Genomic DNA, 20,503 nt, shown 5'->3' on the forward strand with positions numbered 1-20,503 from the left:
CCAACATGATCAAGGTCTTGCCTACATCATGAATTTCACGATGCTCAGATACCGACTTTTTAATAAAAGTGTATTGACGATATCTGACACATAACATTGCTGTTATGTTTGGAGGAGGCTACTCCCCTTGTCAAACTAAATTCTGTATTGGATAAAACCTATCCAATTTCACATAGAATGGCAGATTTTTTTGTATTACGCAACTGAACTTAATGTCGTAGCGTGAATACTAAAAGTTCTATGGATTATTTAATCAAACCACGATCTAAAAGTGGTTTACATATAATCTGGTAAAGGTGAATAAAGAATGCGGTCAAACTTGTACCGTAAGCATTCCAAAAGTAATAACCTGCTGTATTGACCAATAGCGCGACAATAAAAGCACCCAACATATCTAAAGGGAAATGCACACCTAAATAAATACGTGACCATGCCACCACAAATGACAAAAATAAAAGAATCATTCCAATCATTTTGCGCTGAGCAAACAAATAAGATAGCGAGATGGTGCTAAAAATTAGCATATGATTACTTGGAAAAGACGCTGTTGGCGCATGTTCAATAAACGTGGTGCCCACACCCATCACAAACGGTCTTGGATGGTGATAAAACAGAGAAATAATATAACCCACCAAAAGTGATATGCAGGTTAAAAAGACAGATTTAATGACCCTATTTTTTAAATCTTGATCGCCATAAAACCATAAAAATGTAAGTATGAATAAAAGAATATACAGGAGATCATTAGCAAAAAAGATAGCAAGACGAATGATAAATTGACTCGCATCCTGAGCACCATTGATGACATGGAATAAGCTAAGGTTGAGTGTTTCTAAAGACATTCATATTCCAAACGAGAACAAAAAACGTGGGCTATGATAAAGAATTAAGGCTATTGTCTTGATAAAGAATTGTCACAAAAATGAAATATAGTTTATTGATGAGTAAAGATTAATCATCAGACCTGAATAATTTTTAATGCGTGATCTGGACGTTAATATTAAAGTGTTAACGTGTTGGCACTTTATTCGAGAACGTTAATTTTATGACTACTCAAGAAAAACAGAAAAAATTAAGTTTGAGGCCTTTATCTCCAAGAGATCCAAAACAGCCGCATAGAGCAGCGACTCCCCTTGAACTATTGTTCGATTTAATTTTTGTGGTTGCGATTGCCACAGCGGGTCAGCAGTTACATCATGCGATTATTGAAAATCATCTCTGGCATGCTCTGCCAAGCTACCTGATGGTATTTTTTGCACTGTGGTGGGCGTGGATGAATTTTTCATGGTTCGCTTCAGCTTACGATAATGATGACGCATTGTATCGGTGCCTTACCTTTGTACAGATTGTGGGTTCATTGGTCATGGCCGCAGGTATTCCTGATGTATTTCGTAGTCAGGACTTTGACATCATTATTGTAGGTTATGTGATTATGCGCTTGGCTTTAGTCACCCAGTGGCTTCGCGCAGCAAAACATGATCCTGAACGGCGAGTTACGGCTTACCGCTATGCGATCGGTATAGTCTTAGTACAAATTGGTTGGCTTGTAGCTAACTTTGCTCATGTCCTTTCTATACCTCTATTTTTATGTCTGGTTGTGTTCGAGTTATTTGTTCCTATCTATGCGGAAAAACATTCGCCTACACCGTGGCATCCTCATCATATTGTAGAGCGCTATGCTCTCCTCACTATTATTGTTTTAGGCGAATCAATCGTAGGGAGTTTTAATGCCATACGTGATGCGCTTGCGGCTCAATCTATCAATATTCCAGCCGTTTTCTTAATGATTGGTGGATTGATGCTCATGTTCGCAATGTGGTGGGCTTACTTTGATCGTAGTGAACAACATCATCATTTTAAAGGTGTGCGTCCATTTGTATGGGGTTATGGCCATTATTTTGTCTTTGTGAGTATTGCTGCCGTAGGTGCTGCGCTTGCCGCCGCCGTGGATGTCACGACCCATCATGCACATATCTCTGATTTATATATGGGCGTAATTGTCGCAGTGAGTGTGGTGCTTTATACCACTTGTATATGGATGTTATACGAGTTTGAATGTTTAGCTGGAATTTCTAAATGGTTTTATCCTATTACTGCACTCATTATTTTATGTATTCCATTTATTTGTAATAACGTGGGGTATAGCGTGTTTGCGATGGGTATTGTTTATACGTTACGTTTATTCATCTCGAATAAATTTATAGAAGATATAGAGCCAAAGCAGGTTTAAAAACCATTAAACTAAAAAAACGGGTTTCAAACTGAAACCCGTTTTTTTATTAAATCATCTAGAGAGAAAGTTAAGCAGCTTTTGCTTTTAATGCGTTTATAAGTTTTTGATGTAAGCCACCAAAGCCGCCATTAGACATAATCACAACAGCATCGCCCTCACCTGCTTCATTAACAATACGGTTAATAATTTCATCAAGTGAACGGCTGACTTGAGCGCGGTTTGAAGCAGCTTCAATCACTGGTTGCAAATCCCAGTCTAAACCTTCTGGCTGATACCAGATAACGTCATCTGCTAAGCGTGCTGAATGTGCCAAGCCATCTTTATGGCTACCCATGCGCATGGTATTTGAACGCGGTTCAATAATGGCCCATAAACGACGTTCGCCTAAACGTTTACGTGCGCCATCCAAAGTCGTATCAATTGCTGTTGGATGGTGAGCGAAGTCATCATAAACCTCAATACCATTCACTGTACCGAGTAACTCCATACGGCGTTTCACACCGCCAAAGTTAGATAAAGCGTCACAAGCCTTTTCAAGCGAAACACCCACATGTTGAGCGGCTGCAATGGTTGCCAAAGCATTTGCTACGCTGTGTTGCCCTGTCATGCTCCATTTCACTTCGCCAATGGCATGACCATTTTCGAGTACTTTAAAATGGCTGCCATCAATTGAAATTAATTCGGCAGACAAAGCAGCTTTTTCATTCGCTTCTAAACTTGTACGAATCACTGGCGTCCAGCAACCCATTTCAAGTACTTCATCAATATGAGTTTCAGTAATTGGCGCAATAATACGGCCTTCACTTGGAATGGTACGCACAAGATGATGGAACTGTTTTTGAATTGCTGCTAGGTCATCAAAAATATCGGCATGGTCAAATTCAAGGTTATTTAAAATCGCCGTTTTTGGATGATAATGAACAAACTTAGAACGTTTATCGAAGAAAGCTGAGTCATATTCGTCGGCTTCAACGCAGAAGTATTTGCCACCGCCTAAACGAGCACTTTCACTAAAACCAAGTGGCACACCACCAATTAAAAAGCCTGGGTTTAAACCAGCCTGATCAAGTACCCAAGCCAACATGGTTGTTGTGGTTGTTTTTCCATGAGTACCCGCCACCCCAAGGACATGTTTGCCTTGTAAAACGTGGTCAGCAAGGAACTGTGGACCAGAAATATATGGCAGGCCTTCATTGAGCATGTATTCGACGGCATCAATACCACGTTTCATAGCGTTGCCGACAATGACCAAATCTGGATGAGGCTGTAAATGACTACGGTCATAGCCTTGCATGAGTTCAATACCTGCATTTTCTAACTGGGTAGACATTGGCGGGTAAACGTTTGAATCGGAACCTGTTACCTTATGTCCTAAATCACGAGCTAAAAGTGCTAAAGAGCCCATAAAAGTGCCACAAATACCCAAGATATGCAGATGCATTGCTCGCCTTCTCCACTGCTTTTGTACACAGTATTAATGTGAATTACTGTGTTTTCATTATTGATAAATTTGCCAGCAACGATAGCAAGGCTCAACTGGAAAAGATAGTCAAAATTCGTTGTTGTTCTATGTGTTTGAGGCACTCATAAAAGTACAGCTTTATTTTTTAGATTTAAGCTGAATTATAGTTTTATCTTTTATAATGTTTTTGATCCATATTAATACTTAAATCATCGTGACGATGAAGGATGTGCCTTTGAGCCCAACGGTTTTAGCTTTTGTGCTATTAATTATTTCGAACTGTTTTATGACACTTGCATGGTATGGGCATCTTAAGTTTTTGCACCATGCTCCATTCTGGCAAGCGATTTTATTCGGTTGGATTATTGCCCTACTGGAATATAGTTTTATGATTCCAGCAACTCGAATCTTGAGTGATCAAAACTGGACTTTGGGTGAAATGAAAATTACCCAAGAAGTGGTTACCCTCATTGTATTTGTACCATTTATGGTGTTGCTGTTTAAGCAGCCGTTTAAATTAGACTATGTTTGGGCCATGTTATGCTTGTTTGGTTGTGTCTATTTTGTATTTAGAAGCCAGTAAAATTATTTGAAATTGGGTTTTCAGACAGATCGTTGTTAAATCCATCGGATTCACGCTTTTTCCTCATAAACTTGGGCTTTGGGGTGAGTGAAAAAACAGCTATAATATTGGCCTCATCTTTTTCTCTCATGCTTGGCTTGGTACAAGTCGAGTTTTTACCATTTTTACGCTTTGGAAATGCCAATGAACGCGGTCGCAACAGATACCCAACCTTTAGTCGGAATTATCATGGGTTCCCAGTCCGATTGGGCAACGCTTGAACATACTGCCAATATGCTTAAACAGCTTGGTGTCCCATTTGAAGCGGAAGTGGTATCTGCTCACCGTACGCCAGACCGTTTATTTGAATACGCAGAAACTGCGCGTGATCGCGGTATTCAAGTGATTATTGCAGGCGCTGGTGGCGCTGCGCATTTACCGGGTATGTGTGCGGCAAAAACTGACTTACCTGTGTTGGGTGTACCAGTTAAATCATCAATTTTAAATGGTGTAGATTCATTACTTTCAATCGTACAAATGCCAGCAGGTATCGCAGTCGGTACTTTGGCAATTGGCCCAGCTGGTGCGACTAATGCTGCGATTATGGCTGCTCAAATCTTAGGTTTAACTCGTCCTGAAATCGCAAAAAATGTTGCAGATTTCCGTGCTGCGCAAACTGATAAAGTTGCAAGCAACAATATTCCGGGACAGGTTTAAGAGGCTGAAATGGATAAAACTATCGGTATTTTTGGTGGTGGGCAATTGGGCCGTATGATGGCGCAAGCAGCGTTACCATTAAATATTCAATGTACTTTTTTTGAAGCAAATACAGATTGTCCAGCAGGTGTTTTAGGCCAAGTTTTTTCTAGCCAAGATGAACAAGGTTTAAAGCAGTTTATTGAAAGTGCTGATGTTTTCAGTCTTGAGTTTGAAAATACGCCGGTTGCGGACGTAGATGTTTTAACACAAACCAAAACATTGCACCCTCCCCGTATTGCTTTAGCAACTGCACAAAATCGTTTGTCAGAAAAAGCATTATTTGATGAACTTGCGATTCCTGTTGCGCCGTATCGTGCTGTAGACAGCCTAGAAAGCTTAAAAAAAGCTGTTGCTGAGCTTGGTTTACCAATTGTGCTCAAGACAGCAACTGGTGGATATGACGGCAAAGGTCAGTTTGTACTTCGTTCAGAAGACCAAATTGATACAGCTTGGGCAGAGCTTGGTCCTGCAAAAAGCTTAGTTGCTGAAAGCTTTGTGAAGTTTTCTCGCGAAGTTTCGATTATTGCAGTACGTGGTCAAAATGGTGAAGTGAAGACTTGGCCATTGGCTGAAAACCACCATCACAACGGTATTTTGTCGCACTCAATCGTTCCTGCACCGAATAGTGAAGCTCTACAACCTGTTGCTCAAGACTACATTACACGTTTGTTAAATCATCTCAACTATGTAGGTGTGCTAACTCTCGAGCTATTTGTGACAGAACAAGGCCTATGCGCGAATGAGATGGCACCACGTGTTCATAATTCAGGTCACTGGTCAATTGAAGGTGCTGTATGTTCACAGTTTGAAAACCATATTCGAGCTGTTGCAGGCTTACCATTAGGTTCAACAGACGTTGTTCGACCAACGGTCATGATCAATATTATTGGTCAGCATCCTAAAACTGAAGATGTTTTAGCACTAAATGGCGCTCATCTGCACCTTTATAACAAATCAGAACGTGCTGGCCGTAAGTTAGGCCACATTACCTTAATGCCTGTGGATAGTAATGAATTGACGAATTTATGCCGTCAATTAGCGAAAATTTTGCCAGAACCACTCGCATTAACAGCTGATATGACCATTTAATTCAGTTAAAATTTGCAAAAAAGCGATCTTCGGATCGCTTTTTTTATCTTTTAAATTTAAAAAAATTAAAAAATCTAATATTGTCTTGCTGTGGATAACTTCTATTGAGCTTTTGAATTTAAATAAAGGTTGTAATTTTGAATTTAAAAATAGAATAACTTGTTTTTGGTGGTTTTGAATTTAAAATAAGTTATCCCCAATACCTAAAGTTTGAATTTAAATCGGGTCTCTAGCTTATGTGCGTTTTGAATTTAAAAAGATGCATGTTATCTGAGTGGTATTTTGAATTCAAAACTATATCTAACTTTTAAATTTAAAACATGTATCCATGAGTGGTGAGGGGCTTGTAGCGTATAAAGATGATGAAAGATATATAGAATATAGGGGTTTCGGCAGTTTTAGTGTGTGGTTTTATAAGTTATCCACAATTGGTTTGTGATTTGAATATTTAAATTTAAACTGATGTTTTGAATTTAAAGTATGGGTGCGATTTTTGAATTTAAAAATAATTAATCTGATGTTGGAAGTTTTAAATTTAAAACTGGATGCAAAATTTGAATTTAAAACTCTGGAAATGAATTTAAAGAAGGAATTATGAATTCAAATTTACGATTTCTCTCTGAAAATTTTGAGTCCATAATGGTATGGTAAAGACAAATTTAAATTTAAAAATTGAACTAGGATAATATGCGACGTTTTTCTTGTATTGTTGGGTCTATATTTTTGACAATGACTCAGGCTCAAGCAGAGCTGATAATTAATGGTTCTTCTTCTACAATATCTAGTAATGCAACAGTTCCTGTAACGAATAGCAATACTTACACGCCTAATAATAATTTTCAGAGTTGTTTGGCAAATTTACGTTCGCAAGCGATTGCTGCGGGTGTTTCGGGTAGCACGTATGACCGTTATACACAAAATTTAACACCAGATTACTCAGTGATTGATAAGTTAAATTATCAGCCAGAGTTTTCGACACCAATTTGGGACTATTTATCTGGTCTTGTAGATGAAGAACGCGTTGAGCTTGGGAAACAAAAATTAGCGCAATATCGTGATGTTTTAAATCGTGCCTCTCAAGTTTATGGCGTACCGCCTGAAACAATTGTGGCAGTGTGGGGCGTTGAAAGTAATTTTGGCGATATTTCTGGAAAATATCCTTTATTGCAGGCACTTGGAACATTAAGTTGTGAAGGGCGCCGGCAAAGTTATTTCCGGACAGAATTTTTTGCCACTATGCGTATTTTGCAACGCGGTGATTTAACCGAAGATCAACTTAAAGGTTCATGGGCTGGCGCTTTTGGACATACACAGTTTATGCCATCAACTTATGAACGCTTAGCTGTTGATTTTGATGGTGATGGTCGTCGTGATTTAGTGTCTAGCACAGCAGATGCATTGGCATCTACGGCTAATTTCTTGAATAAAGCTGGATGGCAAACTGGTATGCCTTGGGGCTTTGAAGTCAAAATTCCATCAGGTATGTCAATTGATGGAGAAGGGCGTCGCTCTAAAAAGCCATTGAGTAGCTGGAGTTCACGTGGAGTAACCCGAATTGATGGTACACCCTTAATTCAAGGTGCATTATCTGGTAGCACACCAGCTGGGTTAATGGCGCCTGCAGGAGCAAGTGGTCCAATCTTTTTAGTATTTAAAAATTTTGATGCTATTTATAGCTATAACGCAGCCGAAAGTTATGGACTTGCAATTGCACATTTATCTGATCGTTTAAAAGGTGGGAAACCATTCATTGCTTCTTGGCCAACAGATGATCCAGGTACTTCTCGTGCAGAGCGTCGAGAGATTCAGCAATTTTTGATTAATCGTGGTTATGATATTGGTGCTGTTGATGGACTGATTGGAGATAAAACTCGTGTTGCTATACGTCAGGAGCAAACCCGTTTAGGTTTAAATCCAACAGGACGGGCAGGGCAACAAATTTTACGTGCATTCCGTCAGGAACAAGCACGAAAAATGATGCAATAAGGCATTAAATAAAAAGGTCTGCATATGCAGACCTTTTTTATTGAATAACTAAATTATGGATTGATCTAGCTTTACTGCTTCTAAAATATCAAAAATAACTGAAGTGACATCTTGGCTTAGGTCGCGATCATTAAAGATTTCATAAGCAGTTATAGTGACATCAGTGTCACTTGGTAATTGCTTCTGTTCTTCTTCAATTAAATGTTCGATAGGCAGTAAAGTCTGTTTAACTTCAAGATGTAAAATATCTTTATATTCAATATTTTCATCTTCAAGCTCAATTTCTTGCTCGTTAAAGTAAGGCAGCAAAATAGAATGAAGGTACGGTTTAAGTTCAATAATATCAAATAGTTCGATATCTCGAGTTTGTTCAATCGTACTAATGTGGTCATTTACTTCAATCAGGATATGATAATAACTCATCTTGATCTCCATTCTATTTTAGACGGCTCTTACAACCACAATAACATGACTTTGACATGAATTTCGATGTATCTATTTATAAAATAGATACATCGTTATGTCTCATATCTAATTATTGAGGTAAAGCGTTTAATAGATCACGATCAGCATCAGTTAAAACATTACTTTTTTTATCGCTGTCTTTGCGAACTGAGTACATTAGGGCACCCGGTTGATCGCTATGTTTTAAGCCTAGTGCATGGCCTAATTCATGAGCAATCGTTAAACGTAAATCATCAATTGAGCTATACTCATAAATTGTGATTTGTTTACCGTTATAAATCCCTTTCTTAAATACATCAGCTTGGGCATTTTGCTTAAACTGATTTAAAGATTGATTGAACTGATCGTTAATCTGATTAAAGTGATTAACCTTTTTGTTTAAATCTGCAGCTTGCTGATTATAAGCGGCAATATCTTTCTTCAAAGAAACAGTTTGCTTCTGTAAATCTTTCTGAGTCTTCGCAAGAGATTTTGCTGTGTATTCAGGTGCTAATTTACCTTCGTTAAACTGCATCATTTGTTGATCAAAATTTTTCAACTTCTCATTTAAGATCTGTTTTTTGTTTTCAAGATCAGATTGAGTTTGACTTAAATTTTGCTTCAACTGCTTAATTTGCTGCTGTTCATCAATTACACGTTGTTGATCTTGCTTAAACTGAGCAGAAATTTTTTGACGCTCTGCTGAACGATTTTGGCTATCATCGTATACAAGACGAATTTCTAACTTTGCATTTGGGTCATAAGTAAAGTAATTTTTACCTGTACCTTCTTTCCAGATATCAGCAGCTTGCTGAGTAATCTGAATCAATTGATCTTGACTTAAACCAAAACGAGGATCAACTTCAGCAATTCTATATGTTAAATGTTGAGCATTTTTTTGCTGAACTTGAGTGTTTACAGGAGTTGCAAGATGAGCATTGGCCTGAAAATTAGAAAAAGCAAAAGCCAAGCCTAATAACAAAGATGTTAAGCGCATAGTCGTCAGGGGGGAGATTTAAAAAAAAACGTATTATAAGAAGATAAAATGAAAAATCAATCAAAAAATATACAATTTCGATAAATAAATGAGACTTTGGTCTCATTATTTTTTACCATTTGCCAAATTATTTGTTAGTAAAATTTGAACAGTTTTTATTTTATTTAGTTTATTTAATCAGTTAGTTTTAATGATTTTTGTCATTTGAACTATAAGTCGAACTCAGTAAATCTAAATCTGAATGTGTTAATTTGAAGTTATGAATATCTTGTTCCTTTAAACGAGGGTACATCAAAGATTTAGGATCAGTGGTGTGTTTTAGTCCCAATGCATGTCCAAATTCATGGGCAAGTGTTAAACGCAAATCATCAAATGAATTAAAGCCATAAATTTGAATTTGATTTTGACTAAATAAGCCTTTATGAAAAGACTCAGGACGATCAGTTGTGCTTAAATTAAATTCCTTGATAGCTTGATTAAGCATGTTTTGATGTTGATTTATTAGCTTAATTTGCGCATTAAGAGTTTCTATTTTATTACTATGATGAGAAAATTTTGTTTTTAAATCTAATGATAATCTAGTTAGCTCAGCTTGACGTTTAATCAAATCAGCTTGATTAAATTTCCCAACATTTCCTTGGTTAAAGATAGTTACATCCTTTTGATATTGTTCAAATCTATTATTAAGCTGGATTTTGGCTTCATTCAAAAGGGTAGTTTCCTCCTCTATTTGTTGTTTAGATAAAAGAACAGCTTTATTTTTCTCCCGCCATTCTTCCTGCTGCTGTAATAACTTATTTATATTAATTTTTCTTTCATTTTGAGCAGTTTGATAATCATCAAATACTAAATTAATTGTAAGCTCTGCTTGTGAGTCATAAATAAAATAAGTTTTTCCAGTTTCTTTCTGCCAAATTTCAGCAGCTTCTTTGCCAATTTGAACAAATTGTTCCTTGGTAATATGAAAGCGTGGATCTATATAATCAATCTTGTATTTTAGAGGTTGATTAAAAGAAATAGTTGATAAATGGCTTTGAGCTAAAGCAACTGTGTGTAAGCTCATACTTAAGCAAAAGCTTATTCCCCACCATAGAAATTTTTTCATGGCAAAAATAAAAATATAAATAAATTCTTATTGTTAGTAAGTAATTTAGATTCGTCAAAATGATAAAGAAGACCAAAGAAGGCGATCATTTTGTGATCTTGCTAAAGAAACGGAATAAATAAATCTATTTATTTGGCATTAATGTAAAAATAAATGGATTTAATAACAGTGATTCTAATTCTTTAAATTTTTTATAAATAATAAATAGTTAATTTTTATAATTGACTTTTTTGACTAAAAAATAGCAAATAAATATAAAAATAATAATTGTTATTTTTTTGTAAATAATAAAAAACCGCGCTTTCGCGCGGTCTTTTTAAAGAGACAAATTATTTTTTGTCATCTTTTACTTCTGTAAATTCAGCATCTACAACGCCATCATCAGCTTTTTGTTGACCAGCATCACCGCCTTGGAATGCATTAGGATCAAAACCTTCAGCACCACCAGCTTGTTGCGCTTGTTCATAAGCACGTTGAGTGATCGGCATCAAAATGTTTTGTAAAGCTTCAGTTTTCGCTTTAATCGCGTCAACGTCATTTTCTTTAGTTGCTGCTTCAAGTTCAGAAACTGCTGTGCTTACCGCTGTTTTTTCATCTTCAGTCACTTTGTCACCAAGATCTTTAACAGCTTTGTTCGAGCTTGAAATTAATGCATCAGCTTCATTACGAGCTTTTGCAAGTTCTTCAAACTTACGGTCTTCTTCAGCATTCGCTTCAGCATCTTTAATCATTGCTTCGATTTCAGCATCAGACAAACCTGAGTTTGCTTTAATCTGAATCGATTGCTCTTTACCAGTGCTCTTATCTTTCGCAGATACTTTCAAGATACCGTCAGCGTTGATGTCAAACGATACTTCAATTTGCGGCACACCACGTGGAGCAGGTGGGATATCGCCTAATTGGAAGTTACCCAACAATTTGTTTTGTTGAGCCATCTTACGTTCACCTTGGTAAACTGAAATATCTACAGCTGGTTGGTTATCAGCAGCAGTAGAGAACACTTGTGATTTCTTCGCAGGAATCGTCGTGTTTTTCTCAATGATTGGTGTTAATACACCGCCCATTGTTTCAATACCTAAAGTTAATGGTGTTACGTCAAGAAGTAATACGTCATTCTTGTCACCAGATAATACAGCACCTTGAATTGCAGCACCGATAGCAACTGCTTCGTCAGGGTTCACGTCTTTACGTGGCTCTTTACCGAAGAATTCTTGTACTTTTTGTTGTACAAGCGGCATACGAGACTGACCACCAACCAAGATTACGTCAGAGATGTCAGAAGTCGAAAGACCAGCATCTTTAAGTGCAATCTTACAAGGTTCAATCGTACGAGCAACTAAATCAGCAACTAAACCTTCAAGTTTTGCACGTGTTACGTTGATCACTAAGTGTTTAGGACCAGAAGCATCAGCAGTGATGTATGGAAGGTTGATTTCAGTTGCATTTGATGAAGAAAGCTCGATTTTTGCTTTTTCAGCAGCTTCTTTCAAACGTTGTAACGCAAGTGGATCATTTTTCAAGTTCACACTTTGTTCTTTCTTGAATTCTTCAACCAAGTATTCAATTAATGCGTTATCAAAGTCTTCACCACCAAGGAAAGTATCACCATTAGTTGATAACACTTCAATTTGTTGGTCGCCATCAAGATCCGCGATTTCAATGATAGATACGTCGAATGTACCACCACCTAAGTCGTAAACTGCAACTTTACGGTCGCCTTCTTTTTTATCCATACCGAACGCAAGTGCAGCAGCAGTTGGTTCGTTAATGATACGTTTAACATCTAAACCAGCGATTTTACCCGCATCTTTAGTTGCTTGACGTTGAGCATCGTTAAAGTAAGCAGGAACGGTAATTACCGCTTCAGTTACTGTTTCACCTAAGTAATCTTCTGCTGTTTTCTTCATCTTTTTCAAGATTTCTGCAGAGATTTGTTGAGGTGCTAATTTTTTATCGTTTACTTCAACCCAAGCATCACCATTATCTGCTTTGATGATTTTATACGGTACAAGACCGATGTCTTTTTGTACTGCTTGATCTTCATAACGACGACCAATTAAACGCTTGATCGCGAATAATGTATTTTTAGGGTTTGTTACTGCCTGACGTTTAGCACTTTGGCCAACTAAGATCTCGCCATCTTTATAAGCAATGATCGATGGAGTTGTACGTGCGCCTTCAGCGTTTTCGATTACTTTTACTTTATCGCCTTCAAGTACAGCAACACATGAGTTGGTAGTACCTAAGTCAATACCAATAATTTTCGCCATTTGGTGTGTTCCTCTAAAATTCTGTTGCAATGTTTTTGCTTGTTATTCGATATGAGAGTCAATCGGTTTTTTTCAAGCATTTTTATGAAAAAAAATCAAAAAACTCTCAAATTTTGTGCTTTTAGCGAAGCGATGCTTCGCTTTTGCTCATTTTATTGACCAACCATAACCATAGCAGGGCGCAACAAGCGACCATTTAAGGTATAGCCTTTTTGTAAAACGGTGCCGATTTCATTGGCTTTGGCATTTGGATCAATACCAACAGCTTGGTGTAAATCTGCATTGAAACCATTTTGAGTATCAGCTTCTACAACACCAAATTTCTCAAGAGTCGTTAACAGTGACTTTAAGGTTAACTTAACACCTTCAAGTACAGGTGTTTCTTCACCACCAGCTGCCTGAATTGCACGTTCTAAATTGTCGACAGAGTCCAACAATTCTTTGGCAAATTTTTCAAGTACAGTCTCTTTATGTTTCTCAGACTCACGTTGAATACGCTCTACGCTTTTTTGTGCTTCGTAAACTGCATTAGCAGTACGAGCTTTTTCAAGCTTAAGATTTTCTTCTAGTTTGGTGATTTGCGCTTGTAAAGATTCAACGGTAACGTCGTTTGCTTGCTCTACACTTTCAGCCTGAGTTTGCTCGTTAGATTGCTCAGCTTGCTCATTTTGAATGTCTTGAGCTTGCTCATTTTGCTCATTAGCCATTGATGATCTCCGTTTAAATGGGTTTTTAAACATGTACAGTCCTTTTTGGCATCAGTATTTACTGCGTAAAACCTGAACTGCCATGCATATGCTGTAATTCATTAATAGGGATGAAGTATGGGCATTGCCTAAAAATTCAAGCGTACACGGCAATTTAAAGCTTTAATTTTGCGGTTTTAAGTAAAAATCCAGCTTTTCAATCATAAAAGCTATAAATTCTTGAGTAATTCGAGGTAAATGCTGTCTAGAAGCATACACGACCGACAAACTTAACTCAGGGGCCGTAAAGTTTTTAAATAAAGGAGTTAGACGTTTTTCTTTTAAATCCTTCTCCACTAATAAAGTAGGTAACATTGCGACTCCCTGTGCGTGTAAGCACATATCGTAAAGCGCATTCACATCATTACTTTTAAAAGTGACATTTAAAGGATAGTTCTGAGGCTGTTGTTCATTATCAAAAAGTGTCCAGTATTGATGTTGGCTGTGATGAGCAATACATTCATGTTGAATAAGTTGACGAGGATGGAGCAGGGGACTGTGCTGTTTTAAATAATCAGGATGAGCACAGAACACAGACTCGATTTGACAAACGGGTCGTGCAATTAAACCATCGGCCACCTTTTGAGTGATACGTAACGCCAAGTCTACTTGTGCATCGATAAGATCCATGGTGTTTTCAGTTAAGTAAACATCAAAATCAATATGTGGATGCTGACGTTTAAACTGTCGAATACATTCTGCTACCCCTAGTTCAAACAAAAATAAACCGCACGTAAAACGAATTGTTCCATTATGCTGCTCAGGTGCAGCGAGTTCTTGTAAGAGTAACTGCTGTTGTAAAATATTTTCACAGTAGAGTAGAGCTTTCTCACCTGCTGGAGTAAGAGATATTTTTCGGGTATTTCTTTGGAAAAGTCGAGTTGAGAACGTATGCTCAAGGTGTTCAAGATAACGCGAAACCATGGCACGAGAATAATTAAGATGCTCGGCTGCTTTGGTCAAATTGCCATGTTGTGCAATAGAAACAAAGACCTGAATCGCTTTTAAAGTATCCATATGTCTAGCTATTATTACAATATATGCAACAGTTTATCTTAAATTAGTGCGTTTATCTTACATAAATTGCAATTTAAAGTGTTCTTCATGAAACAGGAGAATACCTAATGAAATTATTTAAATTAACCGCTTCCGCACTTGCTACTGCTACAGCATTAACCATGGCTCAGTCAGCTTTTGCTCAAGAACTGAAAATTCAGAGTTTTCTTGCTAAACCAGAACACTTCGGTGTGACTTCAACCTTAATAGAAGGGGATAAGGAAGTTTTATTGGTTAATGCACAATTTTCAAAATCTGAAGCTTTACGTATTGCTGCAAATATTCTTGATAGCGGTAAAACATTAAAAACTATTTTTGTAAGCTATGGTGACCCGGACTATTATTTCGGCTTAGACGTATTTAAACAGTATTTCCCGAATGTACAGATCATTGCTACGCCGGAAACAGTAAAGCATATTCAGGATACTCAAGCGCTTAAAGTTAAATATTGGGGGCCACAAATGGGTGCAAATGCACCTAGCCAAATTATTGTGCCTCAAGCTTACACTGCTAAAACTTTAAAACTTGAGAATGAATCAATCGAGATTAAAGGTAAAAAAGAGCTTACTTATTTATGGGTTCCTTCTGCAAAAGCAGTTGTGGGTGGTATTCCGGTATCTTCAGGCATTCATTTATGGATGGCCGATACCCCTAAAACCAAAGATCGTGTGGAAGTCATTCAATCTTTAGAAAGCATTAAAGCCCTTCAACCTAAAATTGTCGTACCTGCTCATATGGTAGAAGGCGCACCACAAGGCCTAGATGCTGTTAACTTTTCAATTAATTATTTAAATAGCTATGAAAAAGCAGCTAAAGCAACTAAAAATGCTACTGAGTTGAGCAAACTCATGCAAAAGCAATATCCAACACTTCAAAGCGTGGATAGCTTAGAGTTAGGGGCTAAGGTCGTAAAAGGTGAAATGCAGTGGCCATAATTTAACATTTAAGCCGTATTCACTTTTAAAAGAGCCGTGATCATTCGCGGCTTTTTTATGAAAAACCACTTTTAAGGGTCAAAAAGCTCTGTAACAGTCTACGTACCTTATATAGCGTTTCTATAAATGGAAAAATTTTAAATATAACGGCCAAGCAGAATGAAAAGAAAAAATTGATAAAATTAAACAATCGTTTATCTATGGTTTAATTTATAAATTAGGTTGGTCATATTAAAAAAATGAATTTAATAAAAAATTGCAGAATTTGTACTTCTATTACTACAAAAGACAACCAATGATACGCACGTCAGAAAAAAAAATTGTGAATTATAGGCAGCGCGAAGATGAACTTTGCATTTAAACGTTTGTCGTAATGAAAGGAAAGCAATCATGAAAAAATTAGGTCTTATCTCTGTAGTACTTGCTGGTGTTGCTCTTACAGCTGTTGGTTGTGCATCAGAAGCTGGTTTAAACGCTTCTGGTTCTGCTCAAACAAGTGCTAGCCCATCTGGCGTACATGCTGGTGCTGGTATCGATGCAGGTGTTTCTGGTCAAGCACAACCTGGTCAAGTAGACGCTGGTGCTTCTGGTTCAGTTTCAGGTTCTGCAACTGCTCAGTAATACACTGCTAAAAATAAGAGATATGAGTTTATAGAACATATATGTTCATGATGCCGATACATATATGAAATGAGCTGCTACTCATTTTTCTATAAATTAGAGAGAATTTATATTCCTCAAAAAAGCCCCAGAAGACTTATCTCTTTGGGGCTTTTTATATCTTAGTGAGTTTAATCATCGTGACGATAATCTCGGCGATCATGATCTCGATTTTCTACCCGTTTTTTATCCCAATCACGGTGCCTTTTTTCCCATTCACGACGATTTTTTTCTTGTTCACGAAAGTCTTTACGTTGTTGTTCATATACTCGTTGACGCTCTTCCCAACGTTTTCGTTCCCAATCATTATATCGACGTTGATCATCACGATCATAGCGACGATCATGATCATGGTAACCATATCCGCCACCACGATAATAAGGATCATCTGGATAAGCAACACAGCCTACAGTTAAAAGACTGGTTGCTAACATAGTAACAACTAGTTTTGCTGACATAGCAGTCCCTCTTTTTGTCTGTTAACAATAATTGGCAAAAAAGTCCTGTTTTAATCGACAGATTTGTTAATGACATTTGCTATAAATCAGATTAGCGTAGATTGGTTTTTACCTTTGTATCTTGATTGCATGAGTTGTATGCGAATATAGTCAAACAACAAAGAATTCTGTAGAAAATATGAAGGATAAGAGGGATTCAAGGAGACAGGCATGACAGCATTTAATCAAAAAATTCAAACATTGCTAGATAAGGGACAAGGCCCTGCTGCTCGAGCACTTGATAGGTTACCCCGACTAGCCCAAGAGTCTCTCGCTAAAATTTTAGGATATTCTTATCAATACCCAGATCTCGATTCATTTACGAAATGCATGATGGCTGTGCAAATCAAACAGGGGAGAGTGGGTTTTATTGGCTCTGATCCGATTCAATCAAGAAGAATGTTTGATGCACAAATGCAGGCCATACGTCAAAAACCAACTTATATTGAATCAGTAGAAGATATTCGTCTTCCACTACAAAGCGGCACAATCTTTGCCAGACATTATCATCCGGCTCCTAATAAGAAACTGCCATTAATCGTGTTTTATCACGGGGGGGGGTTTGTTGTAGGTGGTTTAGATACTCATGATGAAGTTTGTCGTTTATTAGCAAAATATGCAAAAGTACAGGTCCTCAGTATCGACTATCCTCTTGCTCCGGAAGTTTCACCACAACATTTAATTCAGTCATGTGAAGATGCATTAGCATGGGTTTATCAAAATCGCAGACAATTAAAAATATTAAAAAATAGAATTGCGGTTGCAGGGGACAGTGCAGGAGGAAATATTAGTACTGTTGTAGCGCAAAGATCAGTAAATAAAGCTTATGCACCACAAGCACAATTACTTATCTATCCAACAGTAGATTTTAAAAGCAGACATCCTTCTTTTTATGCCTATAACGAAGGATTGGTTTTAACAAATACCGATATTGATTACGTCACACAATATTATGCAACTCAGCATAATGTAGAACTTGATGATCCAATTATTTCACCCACCTATGGCAACCTAAAGAAAAATCCACCAGCTTTTGTGATTACAGCTGGACATGATGTCCTACATGATGAAGCGAAAATATATAGTCATAAATTAAGACAAAATGGCGTAAAAATGTATTACGAAGAGTTTCCGGAACAGACTCATGGTTTTATTAACCTGACTCCAATTTCTAGAAAAGCCAAACGTCATACTATCGAAATTAGTAAAAACTTCAGAAAATTTTGGGATAAAAATAGTTAAGTAAATTCAATAATCCATGTTTCACGTGGAACATGGATTGAATAAACAAATAGTCTTAAAAATTCTTAATAAATAGTCACTAGAATTCTTCGCTGTAGGCGATTAGATTTAATAATTATCTTTTTATAAAGCTTATTGTAGGAAAATATGAAAAAGTTATTGATGTTGTTTTGTCTAGGTCTAAGTAGTCACTCAGTATGGGCTAATAGCTTAGTTGAGATGCAAACAAATTTAGGCAACATCGAAATAGAGTTGTATGACGATAAAGCACCGATTAGTGTGAATAACTTTAAAAGCTATATAAAGTCTGGTTTTTATAAAGAAACAATTTTTCATCGTGTGATTCCTGGTTTCATGGCACAAGGGGGTGGCATGACTGCAAATATGCAGGAAAAGACAACACGAGCACCTATTAAGAACGAAGCAGGAAATGGTATTGCAAATACACGTGGTACTTTAGCGATGGCTCGTACATCAGATCCAGATTCAGCTACTAGCCAATTTTTTATAAATGTCGCAGATAATAAATTTCTTAACCGTTCACCGGGAAATCCAGGTTATGCCGTTTTTGGTAAAGTTGTAAAAGGAATGGATGTAGTAGACCGTATTGTTCAGGTTCCTACATCAAACTATGGCATGCATCAAAACGTACCCAAACAGCCTATAAAGATTGTAGATATAAAGATCAAAACAATGGGAAAATAAATTAAATATATAAATCAATAATTTAAATTATTTTTTAAATTTATTTGACTGAAAAAGAACCGGTCGAGCATGGATATTTATAAAAGTGCTTGCGTACCGGTTTTTTTTCCCTATAATGCACTCATCCCGACGCGATACACGAGAATATCTTAGCTTACAGGGTTAAGATAAGAGCTTAGTATTGTGTTGGATCTGTCTCTGACGAGGAGCAGAAAAATCATTAAGAGAATTGAAGAACAACTTGTGTGGATTTTTACTGATTGATTAATCGAAATAATTTTCATTGATTGATTGGTTTAAATTACTCGAAGTTTATTTGAGCGAAATTTAAGTCAGTAATTGATGAGCCAGAATTGGCACCTTGTCTATAAATAAGGTGCAAAATGATTTTAACTGAAGAGTTTGATCATGGCTCAGATTGAACGCTGGCGGCAGGCTTAACACATGCAAGTCGAGCGGGGAAAGGTAGCTTGCTACCGGACCTAGCGGCGGACGGGTGAGTAATGCTTAGGAATCTGCCTATTAGTGGGGGACAACATCTCGAAAGGGATGCTAATACCGCATACGTCCTACGGGAGAAAGCAGGGGATCTTCGGACCTTGCGCTAATAGATGAGCCTAAGTCGGATTAGCTAGTTGGTGGGGTAAAGGCCTACCAAGGCGACGATCTGTAGCGGGTCTGAGAGGATGATCCGCCACACTGGGACTGAGACACGGCCCAGACTCCTACGGGAGGCAGCAGTGGGGAATATTGGACAATGGGCGCAAGCCTGATCCAGCCATGCCGCGTGTGTGAAGAAGGCCTTATGGTTGTAAAGCACTTTAAGCGAGGAGGAGGCTACTTTAGATAATACCTAGAGATAGTGGACGTTACTCGCAGAATAAGCACCGGCTAACTCTGTGCCAGCAGCCGCGGTAATACAGAGGGTGCAAGCGTTAATCGGATTTACTGGGCGTAAAGCGCGCGTAGGCGGCTAATTAAGTCAAATGTGAAATCCCCGAGCTTAACTTGGGAATTGCATTCGATACTGGTTAGCTAGAGTGTGGGAGAGGATGGTAGAATTCCAGGTGTAGCGGTGAAATGCGTAGAGATCTGGAGGAATACCGATGGCGAAGGCAGCCATCTGGCCTAACACTGACGCTGAGGTGCGAAAGCATGGGGAGCAAACAGGATTAGATACCCTGGTAGTCCATGCCGTAAACGATGTCTACTAGCCGTTGGGGCCTTTGAGGCTTTAGTGGCGCAGCTAACGCGATAAGTAGACCGCCTGGGGAGTACGGTCGCAAGACTAAAACTCAAATGAATTGACGGGGGCCCGCACAAGCGGTGGAGCATGTGGTTTAATTCGATGCAACGCGAAGAACCTTACCTGGCCTTGACATAGTAAGAACTTTCCAGAGATGGATTGGTGCCTTCGGGAACTTACATACAGGTGCTGCATGGCTGTCGTCAGCTCGTGTCGTGAGATGTTGGGTTAAGTCCCGCAACGAGCGCAACCCTTTTCCTTATTTGCCAGCGAGTAATGTCGGGAACTTTAAGGATACTGCCAGTGACAAACTGGAGGAAGGCGGGGACGACGTCAAGTCATCATGGCCCTTACGGCCAGGGCTACACACGTGCTACAATGGTCGGTACAAAGGGTTGCTACACAGCGATGTGATGCTAATCTCAAAAAGCCGATCGTAGTCCGGATTGGAGTCTGCAACTCGACTCCATGAAGTCGGAATCGCTAGTAATCGCGGATCAGAATGCCGC

The 20,503-nt window shown here is 38.0% G+C and carries 16 protein-coding genes, 1 rRNA gene and 2 pseudogenes; 10 read left to right on the forward strand and 9 right to left on the reverse strand.

What is annotated here, in order from left to right; genetic code table 11:
* Window positions 1–245 precede the first annotated feature (245 nt).
* A complete protein-coding gene (locus HMPREF0014_RS21175; protein ID WP_006581479.1) occupies window positions 246–842 on the reverse strand; it encodes an undecaprenyl-diphosphatase in 597 nt (198 codons plus the stop codon).
* 136 nt (window positions 843–978) lie between these two features.
* On the opposite strand from HMPREF0014_RS21175, the pseudogene HMPREF0014_RS21180 reads away from it, so the two are divergent.
* Window positions 979–2,230, forward strand: a pseudogene (locus HMPREF0014_RS21180) (low temperature requirement protein A).
* Between the two features lie 70 nt (window positions 2,231–2,300).
* Here HMPREF0014_RS21180 and mpl read toward each other — a convergent pair.
* Window positions 2,301–3,674, reverse strand: coding sequence for a UDP-N-acetylmuramate:L-alanyl-gamma-D-glutamyl-meso-diaminopimelate ligase (gene mpl / locus HMPREF0014_RS21185; RefSeq protein ID WP_006581480.1), 1,374 nt, complete (start codon window positions 3,672–3,674; stop codon window positions 2,301–2,303).
* A gap of 241 nt (window positions 3,675–3,915) precedes the next feature.
* Here mpl and HMPREF0014_RS21190 point away from each other — a divergent pair, with 241 nt between their 5' ends.
* The 4 genes from HMPREF0014_RS21190 to HMPREF0014_RS21205 all read left to right on the forward strand — a co-directional run bounded on the left by HMPREF0014_RS21190 (window position 3,916) and on the right by HMPREF0014_RS21205 (window position 8,091).
* Window positions 3,916–4,278 carry a DMT family protein gene (locus tag HMPREF0014_RS21190; RefSeq protein ID WP_004711246.1) on the forward strand — a complete coding sequence of 121 codons (363 nt, stop codon included), beginning with the start codon at window positions 3,916–3,918 and terminating at the stop codon, window positions 4,276–4,278.
* A gap of 183 nt (window positions 4,279–4,461) precedes the next feature.
* Window positions 4,462–4,974 carry a 5-(carboxyamino)imidazole ribonucleotide mutase gene (gene purE / locus HMPREF0014_RS21195; RefSeq protein ID WP_000994663.1) on the forward strand — a complete coding sequence of 171 codons (513 nt, stop codon included), beginning with the start codon at window positions 4,462–4,464 and terminating at the stop codon, window positions 4,972–4,974.
* Between the two features lie 9 nt (window positions 4,975–4,983).
* Window positions 4,984–6,105, forward strand: coding sequence for a 5-(carboxyamino)imidazole ribonucleotide synthase (locus HMPREF0014_RS21200; RefSeq protein WP_002051942.1), 1,122 nt, complete (start codon window positions 4,984–4,986; stop codon window positions 6,103–6,105).
* A gap of 687 nt (window positions 6,106–6,792) precedes the next feature.
* Window positions 6,793–8,091, forward strand: a complete 1,299-nt coding sequence (locus HMPREF0014_RS21205; protein ID WP_006581483.1) for a lytic murein transglycosylase — start codon at window positions 6,793–6,795, stop codon at window positions 8,089–8,091.
* Between the two features lie 48 nt (window positions 8,092–8,139).
* Here the strand turns inward: HMPREF0014_RS21205 and HMPREF0014_RS21210 are convergent, their stop codons facing one another.
* The 6 genes and pseudogenes from HMPREF0014_RS21210 to HMPREF0014_RS21235 form a co-directional block, all read right to left on the reverse strand.
* Window positions 8,140–8,526: a hypothetical protein gene (locus HMPREF0014_RS21210; protein WP_006581484.1), complete on the reverse strand. Its 387-nt coding sequence runs from the start codon at window positions 8,524–8,526 to the stop codon at window positions 8,140–8,142.
* Window positions 8,527–8,626: 100 nt separating this feature from the next.
* A pseudogene (locus HMPREF0014_RS21215) lies at window positions 8,627–9,638 on the reverse strand (M57 family metalloprotease).
* A gap of 81 nt (window positions 9,639–9,719) precedes the next feature.
* Entirely contained in the window at window positions 9,720–10,637 is a 918-nt protein-coding gene (locus HMPREF0014_RS21220) for a matrixin family metalloprotease (protein WP_006581486.1), read from the reverse strand.
* 329 nt (window positions 10,638–10,966) lie between these two features.
* Window positions 10,967–12,907 (reverse strand): molecular chaperone DnaK, encoded by a 1,941-nt coding sequence (dnaK, locus tag HMPREF0014_RS21225; protein WP_004884231.1) that lies wholly within the window; start codon window positions 12,905–12,907, stop codon window positions 10,967–10,969.
* 152 nt (window positions 12,908–13,059) lie between these two features.
* On the reverse strand, window positions 13,060–13,614 hold the full coding sequence (gene grpE, locus HMPREF0014_RS21230) for a nucleotide exchange factor GrpE (RefSeq protein ID WP_002051954.1): 555 nt from the start codon (window positions 13,612–13,614) through the stop codon (window positions 13,060–13,062).
* A 162-nt stretch (window positions 13,615–13,776) separates the two neighbouring features.
* Window positions 13,777–14,670 (reverse strand): LysR family transcriptional regulator, encoded by an 894-nt coding sequence (locus HMPREF0014_RS21235; protein WP_002051949.1) that lies wholly within the window; start codon window positions 14,668–14,670, stop codon window positions 13,777–13,779.
* Between the two features lie 107 nt (window positions 14,671–14,777).
* Here HMPREF0014_RS21235 and HMPREF0014_RS21240 point away from each other — a divergent pair, with 107 nt between their 5' ends.
* Window positions 14,778–15,644 carry an MBL fold metallo-hydrolase gene (locus HMPREF0014_RS21240; RefSeq protein ID WP_004711232.1) on the forward strand — a complete coding sequence of 289 codons (867 nt, stop codon included), beginning with the start codon at window positions 14,778–14,780 and terminating at the stop codon, window positions 15,642–15,644.
* Window positions 15,645–16,034: 390 nt separating this feature from the next.
* Window positions 16,035–16,265, forward strand: a complete 231-nt coding sequence (locus HMPREF0014_RS21245) for a hypothetical protein (RefSeq protein WP_002051903.1) — start codon at window positions 16,035–16,037, stop codon at window positions 16,263–16,265.
* A gap of 170 nt (window positions 16,266–16,435) precedes the next feature.
* Here the strand turns inward: HMPREF0014_RS21245 and HMPREF0014_RS21250 are convergent, their stop codons facing one another.
* Window positions 16,436–16,762, reverse strand: a complete 327-nt coding sequence (locus HMPREF0014_RS21250; protein WP_004711230.1) for a hypothetical protein — start codon at window positions 16,760–16,762, stop codon at window positions 16,436–16,438.
* Between the two features lie 210 nt (window positions 16,763–16,972).
* On the opposite strand from HMPREF0014_RS21250, the gene HMPREF0014_RS21255 reads away from it, so the two are divergent.
* From HMPREF0014_RS21255 to HMPREF0014_RS21265, 3 genes are all read left to right on the forward strand, one after another.
* Complete coding sequence (locus tag HMPREF0014_RS21255; protein WP_004711227.1) at window positions 16,973–18,043, forward strand: alpha/beta hydrolase; 1,071 nt, start codon at window positions 16,973–16,975, stop codon at window positions 18,041–18,043.
* A 147-nt stretch (window positions 18,044–18,190) separates the two neighbouring features.
* Window positions 18,191–18,748, forward strand: coding sequence for a peptidylprolyl isomerase (locus tag HMPREF0014_RS21260; protein ID WP_004711225.1), 558 nt, complete (start codon window positions 18,191–18,193; stop codon window positions 18,746–18,748).
* A 390-nt stretch (window positions 18,749–19,138) separates the two neighbouring features.
* A 16S ribosomal RNA gene (locus HMPREF0014_RS21265) occupies window positions 19,139–20,503 on the forward strand.

It is taken from the genome of Acinetobacter sp. RUH 2624 (assembly GCF_000162375.2).
GTDB lineage: Bacteria > Pseudomonadota > Gammaproteobacteria > Pseudomonadales > Moraxellaceae > Acinetobacter > Acinetobacter nosocomialis.